The organism is Pseudomonas sp. A, from assembly GCF_056270345.1.
This window is the reverse complement of the sequence record NZ_CM149873.1, coordinates 2,072,532-2,087,257: the sequence shown is the minus strand read 5'-3', so window position 1 is coordinate 2,087,257 and position 14,726 is coordinate 2,072,532. Positions and strand designations below refer to the sequence as shown.

14 protein-coding genes are annotated in these 14,726 nt (G+C 64.4%); 3 read left to right on the top strand and 11 right to left on the bottom strand.

Going from position 1 to position 14,726, the window contains the following annotated elements; translation table 11 throughout:
* Positions 1-39 precede the first annotated feature (39 nt).
* The 4 genes from AC0MAZ_RS09460 to rpoE form a co-directional block, all read right to left on the bottom strand.
* Positions 40-1,446 (bottom strand): DegQ family serine endoprotease, encoded by a 1,407-nt coding sequence (locus AC0MAZ_RS09460; RefSeq protein ID WP_420713659.1) that lies wholly within the window; start codon positions 1,444-1,446, stop codon positions 40-42.
* Between the two features lie 200 nt (positions 1,447-1,646).
* Positions 1,647-2,612 carry a MucB/RseB C-terminal domain-containing protein gene (locus tag AC0MAZ_RS09455; protein ID WP_203647793.1) on the bottom strand — a complete coding sequence of 322 codons (966 nt, stop codon included), beginning with the start codon at positions 2,610-2,612 and terminating at the stop codon, positions 1,647-1,649.
* 13 nt (positions 2,613-2,625) lie between these two features.
* Positions 2,626-3,216, bottom strand: a complete 591-nt coding sequence (locus tag AC0MAZ_RS09450; RefSeq protein WP_203647794.1) for a sigma-E factor negative regulatory protein — start codon at positions 3,214-3,216, stop codon at positions 2,626-2,628.
* A gap of 31 nt (positions 3,217-3,247) precedes the next feature.
* On the bottom strand, positions 3,248-3,829 hold the full coding sequence (gene rpoE / locus AC0MAZ_RS09445; RefSeq protein ID WP_010220971.1) for an RNA polymerase sigma factor RpoE/AlgU: 582 nt from the start codon (positions 3,827-3,829) through the stop codon (positions 3,248-3,250).
* Positions 3,830-4,265: 436 nt separating this feature from the next.
* Here rpoE and nadB point away from each other — a divergent pair, with 436 nt between their 5' ends.
* The gene (gene nadB / locus AC0MAZ_RS09440; RefSeq protein WP_203647795.1) at positions 4,266-5,867 is read left to right on the top strand and encodes an L-aspartate oxidase; all 1,602 of its coding nucleotides are present in this window, start codon (positions 4,266-4,268) and stop codon (positions 5,865-5,867) included.
* A 148-nt stretch (positions 5,868-6,015) separates the two neighbouring features.
* Here the strand turns inward: nadB and AC0MAZ_RS09435 are convergent, their stop codons facing one another.
* The gene (locus AC0MAZ_RS09435) at positions 6,016-6,978 is read right to left on the bottom strand and encodes an NAD(P)H-quinone oxidoreductase (protein ID WP_232855780.1); all 963 of its coding nucleotides are present in this window, start codon (positions 6,976-6,978) and stop codon (positions 6,016-6,018) included.
* A 144-nt stretch (positions 6,979-7,122) separates the two neighbouring features.
* Here AC0MAZ_RS09435 and AC0MAZ_RS09430 point away from each other — a divergent pair, with 144 nt between their 5' ends.
* Both AC0MAZ_RS09430 and AC0MAZ_RS09425 read left to right on the top strand, forming a co-directional pair.
* Entirely contained in the window at positions 7,123-9,204 is a 2,082-nt protein-coding gene (locus AC0MAZ_RS09430; protein ID WP_475860914.1) for a carboxy terminal-processing peptidase, read from the top strand.
* 108 nt (positions 9,205-9,312) lie between these two features.
* Positions 9,313-11,070 carry a bifunctional diguanylate cyclase/phosphodiesterase gene (locus AC0MAZ_RS09425; RefSeq protein WP_267813760.1) on the top strand — a complete coding sequence of 586 codons (1,758 nt, stop codon included), beginning with the start codon at positions 9,313-9,315 and terminating at the stop codon, positions 11,068-11,070.
* A 69-nt stretch (positions 11,071-11,139) separates the two neighbouring features.
* Here AC0MAZ_RS09425 and AC0MAZ_RS09420 read toward each other — a convergent pair whose 3' ends face one another.
* The 6 genes from AC0MAZ_RS09420 to AC0MAZ_RS09395 form a co-directional block, all read right to left on the bottom strand.
* A complete protein-coding gene (locus AC0MAZ_RS09420; protein ID WP_050703980.1) occupies positions 11,140-11,508 on the bottom strand; it encodes a hypothetical protein in 369 nt (122 codons plus the stop codon).
* A complete protein-coding gene (locus AC0MAZ_RS09415) occupies positions 11,505-11,849 on the bottom strand; it encodes a helix-turn-helix domain-containing protein (RefSeq protein ID WP_203647798.1) in 345 nt (114 codons plus the stop codon). Before AC0MAZ_RS09415 ends, AC0MAZ_RS09420 begins: the two co-directional genes overlap by 4 nt.
* A 90-nt stretch (positions 11,850-11,939) precedes the next feature.
* On the bottom strand, positions 11,940-12,380 hold the full coding sequence (locus AC0MAZ_RS09410; RefSeq protein WP_050703978.1) for a YkvA family protein: 441 nt from the start codon (positions 12,378-12,380) through the stop codon (positions 11,940-11,942).
* Between the two features lie 279 nt (positions 12,381-12,659).
* Positions 12,660-13,382: an FKBP-type peptidyl-prolyl cis-trans isomerase gene (locus AC0MAZ_RS09405; protein ID WP_050703977.1), complete on the bottom strand. Its 723-nt coding sequence runs from the start codon at positions 13,380-13,382 to the stop codon at positions 12,660-12,662.
* 192 nt (positions 13,383-13,574) lie between these two features.
* Positions 13,575-14,354, bottom strand: a complete 780-nt coding sequence (gene map / locus AC0MAZ_RS09400; RefSeq protein WP_475860913.1) for a type I methionyl aminopeptidase — start codon at positions 14,352-14,354, stop codon at positions 13,575-13,577.
* A complete protein-coding gene (locus AC0MAZ_RS09395) occupies positions 14,351-14,554 on the bottom strand; it encodes a ParD-like family protein (protein ID WP_050703975.1) in 204 nt (67 codons plus the stop codon). Before AC0MAZ_RS09395 ends, map begins: the two co-directional genes overlap by 4 nt.
* Positions 14,555-14,726: the final 172 nt, after the last annotated feature.

Here is a 14,726-nt window from a genome sequence, read left to right as displayed (position 1 = left end):
AGGCAGCCGAAGCTGCCCTTTCCCTACTGTTCAACCCGCTTATTCAGCCAGCTTGAAGGTGATGAAGCTGGCACGCCCCTGACGCAGCACACGCATGGACACCGAACGGTTCTTCGGCAGCTCCTTGGCGATCTCGGTGAACTGCTTGGCCGAGGCGATGGCCTGGTTGTTCAGGTGGCTGATGACATCACCCGGACGCAGGCCGATCATGGCCGCCGGACCATCCTGGACTTCCTTGATGACCACGCCGCCCTTGAGTTCCAGCGACTTCTTCTGCTCGGCGGTCAGGTCCGACACGGATACGCCCAGACGGTTGCTGCTGCGCTCGGCGCTGCCATCGGCACCCGCGCCCAGACCGATGTCGGCGTCATCCTCAGGCAACGCGCCGATGGTGACGTCCAGGTTCTGACGCTTGCCGTTGCGGATGATCTCCAGCTTGGCCTTCTCGCCGTCCTTGAGGCTGCCGACCAGGTGCGGCAGGTCGGCGGACATGACGATCGGCTGGCCGTTCATGCTCAGGATCACGTCGCCCACCTGCAGGCCGCCCTTGGCTGCCGGGCCGTTTTCCAGGACCTGGGCCACCAGGGCGCCGGCCGGCTTGTCCAGGCCGAAGGACTCAGCGAGGTCCTTGTTGACCTCCTGGATCACCACGCCCAGCCAGCCGCGGCTGACCTTGCCATCTTTCTTCAGCTGGTTCGACACATCGATCGCCACGTCGATCGGGATGGCGAACGACAGGCCCATGAAGCCGCCGGAACGGGTGAAGATCTGCGAGTTGATGCCCACCACCTCGCCCTTCATGTTGAACAGCGGGCCACCGGAGTTGCCCGGGTTGATGGCCACGTCAGTCTGGATGAACGGTACATAGGTGTCGTTGGGCAGCGTACGGCCCTTGGCGCTGACGATACCTTTGGTCACCGAATGGTCGAAGCCGAACGGCGAGCCGATGGCCAGCACCCACTCACCGACCTTGAGCTTCTCCGAGTCGCCCAGCTTGACGATCGGCAGGTTCTTGCCTTCGACCTTGAGCAGGGCCACATCGGTGCGCGGGTCGGTGCCTACCAGCTTGGCCTGCAGTTCGCTGCGGTCGGACAGGCGGACGATGATCTCGTCGGCGTCGGCCACAACGTGGTTGTTGGTCAGCACATAGCCGTCGCTGGAGATAATAAAGCCCGAGCCCAGCGACTGCGCTTCGCGCTGGCGATCGCCACGGGGCGAGCGCGGCTGCTGCGGCATGTTGCGCTCGAAGAACTCGCGGAACATCGGCGGCAGGCCTTCGAGGTCCGGCATCTGCCCGGCGGCGACGCGGCGGTCCGGCAGTTTCTGCTTGGTACTGATGTTGACCACCGCCGGCGAGGCCTGCTCGACCAGGGTGGTGAAGTCCGGCAGGGACTCTTCGGCCTGGGCGTTGAGCACCTGGCCGAGCATGAGCACCGCGGCGAACATCGATAGGTAGGTTTTCAAGCGTGGTATTGACATACGGCTCCCGTCACAACGAGCGTAGTTAGCAGTAAGGTTCCCGCAGACGCAGGAAAGGCCAGACTCCGAGAAGCCTGACCTATAGAAAATTTGCGGCAGGATTGCAAATGACAATGCCTTAATTTCATGTCAGCTCTGTGTAACAAGAGCTGTCAGAAGGCGCGCCGTCATTGACGCGCCTGGGCATCCTGGGCCCGCATCGACAGGGCGACACGTTCAGCGGTCCCCAGCGGGATCTCGCCGACCACGGTGACCATTACCTTGCCCTTGGGCGTGGTCAGGCGCCGCGACACCGCGACGGTGGGACCGAGCTGGGCACGGGTATCGATACCGGCCTCGTTGCCGATCGGCTCGAGGAACACCGAGAAACGAGCGAGGCCGTCGTCATACATGAGGCTGCTGACGGTGCTCTTGCGTTCAGGATCGCGACGTACCGAGCTGTTGACCAGCTCGAAGCCCGGCGGCAGCCAGTCCGAACGCCATCCGGCGACGGTTTCGGCGGTGCCGGCAGCCTTGCGCTCGACCGGTTTGCAGCTCGCGCTGGCCCCCAGTTCGGCATCGGTCGGCAAATTGTCGGTGTCCAGACGGGTCATCTGGAAGCGCTCGAGCAACTGACCCTTGTCGTTGAGCATCAACGAGCGCAGGGGCAGGCCGGTGCGGCGGTCCAGGTGCAATTCGAAGGCATAGCGATGCTGGTCACGCGGGGTGAGCGCGACAATCACCGCGTCGCGCCCGGCGACGCGTGATTTGCCTGCCACGCTCAGGTCGTACCAGCTCATCAGTTTCAGGGGATCAAGCACCCGCGGGGCGCTGTCCGGCGGTGTGCCCACGCTGCTGGCCAGGTTGCCGCTGACGCACTGCACCTTGCCATCGACCCGCACGATTTCCTGGGCCGAGCCGTCGAGCTGCAGCAGCCGCTCGCTGACCTTGCCGTCCTGGACGCGATGCCAGATATCGTGGGATGAGAAGCTGCCGTTGCGTTCGTAGACGAAGGATCCCTGGTAACTCTGCTGCTGCTCGGCCCGTGCCAGCTTGTTCAGCCACTCACTCGCCTCGGGCGAGGAGTTGGCGGCCAGGGCCTGCACCGTCAGGCTGCTGCCAAGCAGCAGCGACAGGAGAGGTAGCGCGCGCATGATCCTCCTTAACTTAGCGGTTTTCCAGGCTGGCGGCGCGGGCGTAAGGCAGCGCGGTCTCGTTGCCCTTCAGCGCGGACTCCTGGGCGTGCTGGCGCAGGTAACCCGGCAGACGTTGATCCCAGCCGGCCTGGTTCTGCAGCACACCGTTGGCCATCGGCCCGGTCGGTTGCTCGTTGCCTTCACTATAGCCTGCCAATACGGCTGGGCCTTGCGCCTGTGGCATGCTCAGGCCCTGCTGGGCAGGCTGCTGGGCGGCCAGCTCGGCACCAGTGATCTCGTCCTGGTTGTAGAAACGCACGCCGGCCAGTACGGCAACGGTCACCGAAGCGGCCACGGCCAGGCGGCCGATGCTGCGCCACGGGCCCTGCTTGACCTTGGCCGGCACGGCCTCGTCGGCCAGCGCCGCGGAAACCGCCGAGGCGATGTCCAGCTTGGGCAGCAGCAGCTCCTTGTGCATGGCTGCGCGGGCAACCTGGTAACGCGACCAGGTGGCACGGGTTTCGGCATCGTCGACGGCGTTCAGCACGCGACGCAGTTCCAGTTCGTCCGCTTCGTTATCCATCACCGCGGACAGCGATTCCTGCAAAGCTTCACGACTCATGGCGGTTCCTCTCTTGGCTGTCGCCGCTGTCTCAGGTTTCCTGCAACAAAGGTTGCAGGGCTTTGTCTATGGCCTCCCGAGCGCGGAAGATTCGAGAGCGCACGGTACCCACTGGACATTGCATGACGCTGGCAATGTCCTCGTAACTCAGTCCATCGAACTCGCGCAGCGTCAATGCTGTACGCAGGTCTTCCGGCAGTTGCTGGATGGTGCGATGGACAGTGCCTTCGATTTCATCCCGCAACAACGCGCGCTCTGGGGACTCGAGATCCTTGAGACCATGATCGCCGTCGTAAAACTCCGCATCCTCGGAGCTCACATCGCTGTCTGGTGGCCGTCTACCGCGGGACACCAGGTAGTTCTTCGCCGTGTTGATGGCGATGCGGTACAGCCAGGTATAAAAAGCACTGTCACCGCGAAAATTCCCAAGCGCCCGGTATGCCTTGATGAAGGCTTCCTGCGCCACGTCCTGCGCCTCATGGGTGTCGTGTACAAAACGCACGATCAACCCGAGAATCTTGTGCTGATACTTCAGCACCAACAGATCGAAAGCTCGCCTGTCGCCACGCTGCACGCGCTCGACAAGCTGCTGATCCTCTTCCTGGGTTAGCATGAACACTCCTCAGTGATCTCGAAGGAGCGCTGCAACAGCCATCGTTCAGGCTTGCAACCATAGACTCGGGCTTTGCGCAAAAGTTCTCCCCTCCAAGCAAGTTTCCTGCGGCCCTTGGTCGGCTCGCACGAAAGACGCAGCGCGGTCACGGCCGGCTGCGTCGATAATCTGGTTTCATTACGCAGGTGCCAGCCCAAGATAGAGCTGCCGCCTTGCGTCGCCGCGGCGATCTGTGGCGTACGGGCAGCCTTCATAGGATTTCCAGGGGTATCGGAAAGTTCCCATAAAGATCGCCATCCACCCGTATGCGCCATTGGAAATCAGGCGCCCGGGGCTGCTATAAAGGCATCCCGGCCAGGTTTCACGATAGTTTCACAGTGCCATCTGCGCTCGACTATTGTGCCGTGCCCCTTCCAAAGATTACTAGTGTCCCGACATGAGCCAACAATTCCAACATGATGTCCTGGTGATCGGCAGCGGTGCCGCCGGTCTCAGCTTGGCACTGAACCTTCCGCGCCACCTGCGCATCGCCGTGCTGAGCAAGGGCGACCTGGCCAACGGCTCGACCTTCTGGGCCCAGGGCGGCGTCGCCGCGGTGCTCGACGACACCGACACCGTGCAGTCCCATGTCGAGGACACCCTCAACGCCGGTGGTGGGCTGTGCCACGAGGACGCCGTGCGCTTCACCGTCGAGCACAGCCGCGAGGCCATCCAGTGGCTGATCGAGCAAGGCGTGCCGTTCACCCGCGACGAACACTACAGCGTCGACGACGGCGGCTTCGAATTCCACCTGACCCGCGAGGGCGGCCACAGCCACCGGCGCATCATCCATGCCGCCGATGCCACGGGCGCCGCGATCTTCACCACCCTGTTGGAACAGGCTCGGCAACGCGCGAACATCGAACTGCTCGAACAACGCGTGGCCGTCGACCTGATCACCGAGCGCCGCCTGGGCCTGGACGGCGACCGCTGCCTGGGCGCCTACGTGCTGGACCGCAACAGCGGCGAGGTGGACACCTTCGGCGCGCGCTTCACCGTACTGGCCACCGGCGGCGCGGCCAAGGTCTACCTGTATACCAGCAACCCCGACGGCGCCTGCGGCGACGGCATCGCCATGGCCTGGCGCGCCGGTTGCCGGGTGGCGAACCTGGAGTTCAACCAGTTCCACCCGACCTGCCTGTACCACCCACAGGCCAAGAGTTTCCTGATCACCGAGGCCCTGCGCGGCGAGGGTGCCCTGCTGCGCCTGCCCAACGGCGAGCGCTTCATGCCGCGCTTCGATCCGCGCGAGGAGCTGGCGCCACGAGACATCGTCGCCCGCGCCATCGACCACGAGATGAAGCGCCTGGGGGTGGACTGCGTCTACCTGGACATCAGCCACAAGCCGGCCGATTTCATCACCAGCCACTTCCCGACGGTCTACGAGCGCTGCCTGACCTTCGGCATCGACATCACCCGCCAGCCGATCCCGGTGGTGCCTGCGGCCCACTACACCTGTGGCGGGGTGATGATCGACGAGCACGGCCACACCGACGTGCCCGGCCTGTACGCCATCGGCGAGACCAGCTTCACCGGCCTGCACGGCGCCAACCGCATGGCCAGCAACTCGCTGCTCGAATGTTTCGTCTATGGTCGCGCCGCCGCCGCCGACATCGAGGCGCGCCTGGAGCAGGTGGCCATGCCCCGCGCCCTGCCCTGCTGGGACGCAAGCCAGGTGACCGACTCGGACGAGGACGTGATCATCGCCCACAACTGGGACGAGCTGCGGCGGTTCATGTGGGACTATGTCGGCATCGTGCGCACCAGCAAGCGCCTGCAGCGCGCCGAGCACCGGGTGCGCATGCTGCTGGACGAGATCGACGAGTTCTACAGCAACTACAAGGTCAGCCGCGACCTGATCGAACTGCGCAACCTGGCGCAGGTGGCCGAGCTGATGATCCGCTCGGCCATGCAGCGCAAGGAAAGCCGGGGCCTGCACTACACCCTGGACTACCCGGGGATGCTGCCCGAGGCCCGGGACACCATCCTGGTGCCGTAGGCAGTCTGCGCGATCCCTGTAGGAACGGCCTTGTGCCGCGAAAGGGTCGCGAAGCGGCCCCAGGATGTCAGTGTTAGTGCAAAAATCGCGGGGCCGCTGCGCAGCCCTTTCGCGGCACAAGGCCGCTCCTACAGGGGCATGCGCCAGATCACACAAGTGTAGGGTCGATCACCAGCACCAGCTTGCCGGACACCTGGTTGCTCGCCAGCTCCGCGTAGGCGGCCTCGGCGAATGCCACCGGGTAGGTGTCGACCAGCTGTGGCGACAGGCGCCCCTCGGCGAACAGCGGCCACACCTGCTGGCGCAGCTCGCGCAACAACTCTGCCTTGAACGCGTCATCGCGGTTGCGCAAGGTCGAACCGGTAATCTCCAGGCGCTTGCCCAGCACCAGCGCCAGGTCCAGCTCGACCTTGCGCCCGCCCATCAGGCCAATGATCACCCAGCGCCCGTCACGGGCCAACAGCTTGAGGTTGAGCGGGCCATAGCTGGCGCCCACCGGGTCGAGGATCACGTCGAACGGCCCGAGCTGCTCCAGATCGTCGAGGTTGTCATTGCGCACCACGCCGCCGGCGGCGCCGAGGGACTGACAATAGGCCAGACGCTCCGGCGAACCGACACTGACCCACACCGGGTTGCCGAACGCCTTGCACAACTGGATGGCCGCGGAGCCCACACCACTGGCACCGGCATGCACCAGCACCTTCTCGCCGGCTTTCAACGCGCCCAGCTGGAAGATGTTCAGCCAGGCCGTGGCATACACCTCGGGCACCGCCGCTGCCTCGTGCAGGCTCAGGCCTTCAGGCACCGGTAGCACGTGCCGGGCGTCGACCACGACTTCCTCGGCCATGCCGCCGCCAGCCAGCAGCGCGCAGACCCGGTCGCCCACGCGCCAATCGGCGCCAGCCCCGACCTCCTCGACGATCCCTGAGCACTCCAGGCCCATATATGGACTGGCGCCAGGCGGTGGCGGGTACAGTCCGGCCCGCTGCAGCAAGTCGGCGCGGTTCAGCCCGGCGGCGGCCACGCGGATGCGCACCTGCCCGGCATCGCAGGCCGGGCGCTCGGCCTCGACCCACGCCACATGTCCGTCAACGCCTTGCAATGCCTTCACAGTGCCTCCATAGTTGAATCATATGACTGAGCCTGGGATAAGCACGTCCCAGGCTTTTTGCAGTATGCGTCCGGCTCCAATGGAACCGGCGAACGGAAAAGACGGCCTACTATGCGTGATCAATTGCCTCCACGTCGAATCAGCATGAAGCATTTCCTCCCCAGCACCGCCCTCGCCCTCTTGATCGGCCTGGGCAGCCTCACGCTCGGTGGCAATGCGGCCGCCGCCAACAAGTGGGACAGCCTGCAACCGGACCGCGACGAGATCGTGGCCAGCCTCAACATCGTCGAGCTGCTCAAGCGCCACCACTACAGCAAGCCGCCGCTGGACGACGCCCGCTCGGTCATCATCTATGACAGCTACATCAAGCTGCTCGACCCTTCGCGCAGCTACTTCACCGCGGCCGACATCGCCGAATTCGACAAGTGGAAGACCCAGTTCGACGACTTCCTCAAAAGCGGCAACCTCGAACCCGGCTTCACCATCTACAAGCGCTACCTGGACCGCGTGAAGCAGCGCCTGGACTATGCCCTGGGCGAGCTGAACAAGGGCGTCGACAAGATCGACTTCAGCGCCAAGGAAGACCTGCTGGTCGACCGCAAGGACGCGCCCTGGATGAAGAACCAGGCCGAGCTCGACGACCTGTGGCGCAAGCGCGTGAAAGACGAGGTGCTGCGCCAGAAGATCTCCGGCAAGGAGCTCAAGCAGGTCCAGGAAACCCTGATCAAGCGTTACAAGAACCAGCTGGCGCGCCTGGACCAGACCCGCGCGGAAGACATCTTCCAGGCCTACATCAATACCTTCGCCCAGTCCTACGACCCGCACACCAACTACCTGTCGCCGGACAACGCCGAGAACTTCGACATCAACATGAGCCTGTCGCTCGAAGGCATCGGCGCGGTGCTGCAGAGTGACAACGACCAGGTCAAGATCGTGCGCCTGGTGCCGGCAGGCCCTGCCGCCAAGACCAAGCAGGTCGCCCCGGCAGACAAGATCATCGGCGTGGCCCAGGGCAACAAGGAAATGGTCGACGTGGTCGGCTGGCGCCTGGACGAGGTGGTCAAGCTGATCCGCGGCCCGAAAGGCTCGGTGGTGCGCCTGGAAGTCATTCCGGCCAGCAACGCGCCGAACGACCAGACCAGCAAGATCGTCTCGATCACCCGCGAAGCGGTCAAGCTCGAGGAGCAGGCGGCGAAGAAGTCGGTGCTCAAGCTCAAGCAGGACGGGCGTGACTATAAGCTGGGGATCATCGAAATCCCGGCCTTCTACCTGGACTTCAAGGCCTATCGCGCCGGCGATCCGGACTACAAGAGCACCACCCGCGACGTGAAAAAGCTGCTCACCGAGCTGCAGAAGGAAAAAGTCGACGGCGTGGTCATCGACCTGCGCAACAACGGTGGCGGCTCGCTGCAGGAAGCCACCGAGCTGACCAGCCTGTTCATCGAGAAGGGCCCGACCGTACTGGTGCGCAACGCCGACGGCCGTGTCGACGTGCTCGAGGACGAGAACCCGGGCGCCTTCTACAAAGGCCCGCTGGCGCTGCTGGTAAACCGCCTGTCGGCCTCGGCCTCGGAGATCTTCGCCGGTGCCATGCAGGACTACCACCGCGCGCTGATCATCGGCGGCCAGACCTTCGGCAAGGGTACCGTGCAGACTATCCAGCCACTCAACCATGGTGAGCTCAAGCTGACCCTGGCCAAGTTCTACCGGGTTTCCGGGCAGAGCACCCAGCACCAGGGCGTGCTGCCGGACATCGCCTATCCGTCGATCATCGACACCAAGGAAATCGGCGAAAGCGCGCTGCCTGAGGCCATGCCGTGGGACACCATCCGCCCGGTGGTCAAGCCGGCCTTCGATCCGTTCAAGCCGTTCCTGGCCCAGCTCAAGGCGCAGCATGAGGCGCGTAGCGACAAGGACGCCGAGTTCGTCTACATTCGCGACCGCCTGGCGCTGACCCAGAAGCTGATGAACGAGAAGACCGTCAGCCTCAACGAGCAACAGCGTCGCGCCCGCCACGACGAGATCGAGGCCAAGCAGCTGGCGCTGGAGAACATCCGCCGCAAGGCCAAGGGCGAAGAGCCGCTCAAGGAACTTAAAAAGGAAGACGAGGACGCCCTGCCCGCCGAGCCGGACGACACCAAGCCCGAGGACGATGCCTACCTGTCCGAGACCGGTCGCATCCTGCTCGACTATCTGAGCCTCAGCACGTCGGTGGCCAAGCACTGAAATGATGGCGAAATAATGTGACCTGTCATCAAACAGTCACCGGACTGTCGTGAAATGTAAGGGCCGGACGTGCAAGCGTCCGGCCTTTTTCACTTCAGGAAGCAGTCCATGACCGTCACCGAACAGCTCAGCGCATTGAGCGCCATCCTGGCTCAACGCAGCGTCCACTGTCTGTTCCAACCCATCGTCTGCCTCTCTGAAAGGCGTATCCTCGGCTATGAGGCCCTGAGCCGCGGCCCGTCCAACAGCCCACTGCACTCGCCGCTGAACCTCTTCGCCATCGCCCGCCAGGCCGGCCGCCTCGCCGAACTGGAGGTGCTGTGCCGTGAAACCGCCTGCCGCCGTTTCAGCGAGCTGAACCTTCCGGGCCTGTTGTTCCTCAACGTCTCGCCCGAGTCCCTGGTCGAGCCCGACTACCCGTCCGGGCGCACCCTGAAAATGCTCGAACAGGTCGGTCTGGCACCCAGCCGAGTAGTCATCGAGCTGACCGAGCAGACGCCTACCGAAGACTTCCAGCTGCTGTACAACGCCCTGCACCACTACCGCGACATGGGTTTCTCCATTGCCCTGGACGACCTGGGCGCCGGTTACTCGAGCCTGCGCCTGTGGTCGGAGCTGCGCCCGGACTATGTGAAGATCGACCGTCATTTCATCGATGGCATCCACCAGGACCCGCTCAAGCGCGAGTTCGTCGGCTCCATCCTGCAGATCGCCCGTGCCTCCCGCGCCCAGGTGATCGCCGAGGGCATCGAACTGGCCGAGGAGCTGGCAGTGCTGGGCGACATGGGGGTGACCCTGGTCCAGGGCTACCTGCTCGGCCGCCCTCAGGAGTTTCCAGCAGGCGACAGCCTCGGCCTGCCGCCCCCAGTGACAGGCTCGGGCGTTGCGCTGTGCGAGGACAGCCGCGACCTCAGCGCCCTGCTTATCCAGCAACCCTCGGTCACCCTCGACACCGCCACGCAGCAGGTGCTCGACGCTTTCCGTCGACAGGCCAACCTCAACTCCCTCGCCGTGCTGGACGAGCAAGGTCGCCCCTGTGGCATCGTCCACCGCCACTCGCTCGCCGACGTCCTGCTCCAGCCTTTCGGCACCGACCTGTTCGCGCGCAAGCCGATCAGCCGCCTGATGAGCCAGGATTTTCTCGCCGTCGAGCGCGGCCAGTCGCTGCAGCAGGTCAGCCGCCTGCTTACCAGCCGTGCGCGCCAGCGTATCGAGGAAGACTTCATCATCACCCAGAATGGGCGTTACCTGGGGCTTGGGCGGGTGATCGACGTGCTCAAGCTGATCACCGAGCAGAAGATCCAGCAGGCAAGGCACGCCAATCCGCTCACCCTGCTGCCGGGCAACGTGCCGATCCAGCAGTGCCTGGCACGCCTGCTGTTGCAGCGGCGCAAGGCAGCTGTGTGCTACGTGGACATCGACAGTTTCAAGCCCTTCAACGATATCTATGGCTACGCCCGAGGCGATGAAGTGCTGTTGTGCCTGGCCCAGTGCCTGAACGACTGCGTCGATCCGAGCCGGGATTTCGTCGGCCATATCGGCGGCGACGACTTCATGCTGGTGCTGGGTTCGGCGGACTGGCGCGAGCGCCTGCAATTGCTGCTGGAGGCTTTTGGCCGGCAATGCCGGCGCTTCTACCGTAGCGAACACCTGGAGGCCGGCTGCTTCATCGCCCACAACCGTCAGGGGCAGCGGGAGACGTTCGCCTTGCTGTCACTGTCGATCGGCGTGGTCTGGCTGGAGCCCGACAGCAGCGACGGGCTGGATGCCGGTCAACTGGCCGAACTCGCCTCCCAGGCCAAGCGCCAGGCCAAGGATGGCGGTGGCTCAGGCCTGAGCCTGATCGATACGACTGTGCTGAGTTAAACCAGGGGACCGCTATGCGGTCCTTTCGCCGACAAGCCGGCTCCCGCAATCCAGCCTACAGCCCCGATTTCAGGCTTCTTCCGGGTAGCGATACTCGAACACCCGCACCACTTCCGAGGCATGCCAGGATGCCGCCTCCATGCCATCCACCGGTCCGGAAAACCGCCCCAGGCGCTCGACGCACTCGAAGAACCCGGTGCGTGGCAGGCGACTGGCCCCCTGGCTGATCACCAGCGAGCTGCGCAGCGGCTGCTCGGCGCGGGCGTCGAGCGTCGCCAGGTACTCGAGGGCCGCCGTCAGGGTCTGCATGGCCGGGCTGGGCAATTGCAGACGCTCGAGCAGCGCACGGTAGGTGAGCAGGTGGCGTTGACGGCGGGCCAGGTCGAGCTCGGTCAGCAGGCTCTGCCACTGCTGACGGCTGATCCTGACCTGGCTCATGACGGCTCGCTCCAGCCGGCCACGCCCAGGTGCCAGGCCAGGCTGCGCAGGATCGCAGCGTCCGGGCGGCGCTCCCCGGACTCGATCATCGCCAGGTAGGCCGGGCTGATGCCGACACTGCGTGCCAGTTGCTCCGGGGCCAGGCCCTTGGCCTGACGCAAGGACGCCAGCTGGTCCAGGGAGGACTGGCTGGCGCTCGGTTGAGTGCTCTCGTTGTGACTGACTGAGTCGGGAGCTACGGCCGGCGCCTGGCCTGCGGCCGCCAGCAACTTCTGATATTGCTCCCAGGGAACCACTGCGTACTCGGGCTGACCGTCCCGGCTGATGACCTGAATACCCATACAACCCCCTTGACGTTGGATTACGGCATGTAATCCGTAGGCATAACCCTTATGCCAATTATATTACCAACCTCGGGGGTCTGTGCGGAATCAGCTGCCAGGACGCTCAAGGCGCAGGGCCTCGGGAGTATCAGGCAGGCGCTCGACCACCCGCAGCCGTTCCGGCGACTGGGCATCGCGCCAGGCCTTGAAACGGCCCAGCTCATCGGCCACGGTCTTGAGCACCCAGCCCAGCACGGCGATGTCATCGAGCAGGCCGACACCCAGCAACCAGTCGGGGATGGCGTCCAGGGGGCTTACGAAATACAGCAGCCCGGCAACGATGGTCACCAGCGCCCTGGGGCTGACGGCGCGGTACTCGCCACGCCACCAGGCCAGGCACAGCGCCTGCATCAGGCGCAGGTCCTCGCGTAATTGGCCCAGCTTCGGCCCCTTGCGGGCCACCGCGAACAACAGGGCCGGCAGCCGGCCACGACTGAGCAGGCGCTCGGCCAAGGGCAGGAAGCGGGCGAAATTCCAGGGTGCGCTCATGGGACCTCCAGAGGAGCAGGGGTTATCCACATTTATTGTGGATAACCTTGTGAACAGGGCGACATTGGCGCCGCGTGGTGCCCGCCGGGCAAGGGCCAGGTACGAATCGGGCGTTTTTTACACAACCGTTTCAATCGCGCAAACGTTTTGCGACACCGGCACCCGTGTCTGCGCAGCTACTGCTTGCGACAGTGAATGACGCCGACGGTTCGCGTCAAGCCGGACTGAAAACGACGACGCCCCGTCGAAACGGGGCGTCTTCTTGCAACGGGCCGGGTATTACTTGGCCGGTGCCTGGTCGGCCTTGGCCGGATCCTTGATGGCAATCAGTTCCAGGTCGAAGACCAGGACCGAGTTGGCCGGGATCAGCGGGCTCGGGCTCTGGGCGCCATAGGCCAGCTCAGCCGGGATGTACAGCTTGTACTTCTCGCCGACGTGCATCAGTTGCAGACCTTCGACCCAGCCCGGGATCACGCCGCTGACCGGCAGGTCGATCGGGCTGCCGCGCTCGACGGAGCTGTCGAAGACCTTGCCGTCGGTCAGCTTGCCTTCGTAGTGGACGGTGACCACGTCGGTCGGCTTGGGTTGCGGGCCGTCGGCCTTCTTGACCACTTCATACTGCAGGCCCGAAGCGGTGGTGATCACGCCAGGCTTCTTGGCGTTTTCCTCAAGGAATTTCTTGCCGGCGGCGGCAGCTTCCTCGCTGGCCTTGGCCAGGCGTTCTTCGGCGCGCTTCTGCAAGGCGGTGAAGGCTTCGACCAGCTCTTCGTCCTTGATGCGCTGCTCTTTCTTGCCTACCGCGTCCTCGATGCCCTGGGCGACGGCTTTCGAGTCCAGGTCGTCCATGCCTTCCTGGGCCAGGCTCTTGCCCATGTTCAGGCCGATACCGTAGGAGGCCTTCTGTGCCGGAGTCTTCAGCTCGACGCTGCTGGTCTGGGCGTCGCAGCCCGCGAGGACCAGGCCTACCAGGGCAACCGCGGCCGCCAAACGATGCTGTTTCATGTAATTTCCTTGTTCATGCGCCATGAGGGCAATCAGGGTAAAGCCGCGAGCTTAGCAGGCGGCCGCGACCAATGGCTACCGGCATAAGAGCGGGTAGCGCGCAGGAAGTTCCTGGGTGAAAGGTTGTTCATCCTCGGCGCTTGAAGCCAATGGCCAGTATTGACGGTTCAAGGGCGTGTTGCCGGAAGAATTTCATACAACCCGCTGCTCTTCCTCTCGCAGCGTCAGCACCTCGAATCCGCCCTCGGTCACCGCCACCGTGTGTTCCCACTGCGCCGACAGGCTGTGGTCGCGGGTGATCACCGTCCAGCCATCGCGCAACCCGCGCGTGCCGCGCCCGCCCTGGTTGATCATCGGCTCGATGGTGAACACCATCCCCGATTGCAGCGGCATGCCCTGGCCGCGCTGGCCGTAGTGCAGCACCTCCGGCGCCTCGTGCATCTGCCGGCCGATGCCGTGCCCGCAGTACTCGCGCACCACGCTGTAGCCGGCAGCCTCGGCGTGGACCTGGATGGCATGGCCAATATCGCCGAGCGTCGCGCCGGGGCGCACCTGCTCGATGCCCTTCCACAAGGCGGCATAGGTGGTGTCGACCAGGCGCCTGGCCTCGTCGCCGATCTGGCCGATGCAGTACATCTTCGACGAGTCGGCAATGTAGCCGCCCTGCTCCAGGGTGATGTCGACGTTGACGATCGAGCCTTCCTTGAGCACCTCGTCGACCTTGGGCATGCCATGGCAGACCACATGGTCCACCGAGGTGTTCAGCGAATAGGGGAAACCGTATTGGCCCTTGCTCGCCGGCCGGGCCTTGAGGGTTTCGACGATGAAGGCCTCGGCGCGGTCGTTGATCTGCATCGTGGTCACCCCGGGGCGAATGAAGCCGTCGAGGTCGGCGAACACCCGGGCGAGCAGTTGGCCGGCGTTGCGCATCAGCTTGAGCTCGGCGGCGTCCTTGAGGATGACCTTGCTCATTGCAGCAACTCCTTGAGGTTGGCCTGTTCCTGGCGCAGCAACTGGCGCAGCAGTTCCTGGTAGGTCGCTTGCGGGTGCAGCTCGGCCAGCATGCCGATGCGGATCCAGTGCTCGGCCTGGGCGTTGATCGAACGCGACAGCGCGGCGCTGGCCACGCGCAGGTCTTCGTGGAGGTCGTCGGAGATCTTGACGATGCCCATGGTGCAGTTACTCGCATATATGAAACGTATGCGAATCATATACTCATCCAATTGCATGTGCCATCCGCTGGTGCGTGGCTCCCCGTATCGGTGCACGCCCATCGCGGGGCAAGCCCGCTCCCACGCGTGCTCACCTGCGGGGCGTGGTAGCGGGCTTGCCCCGCGATGACAT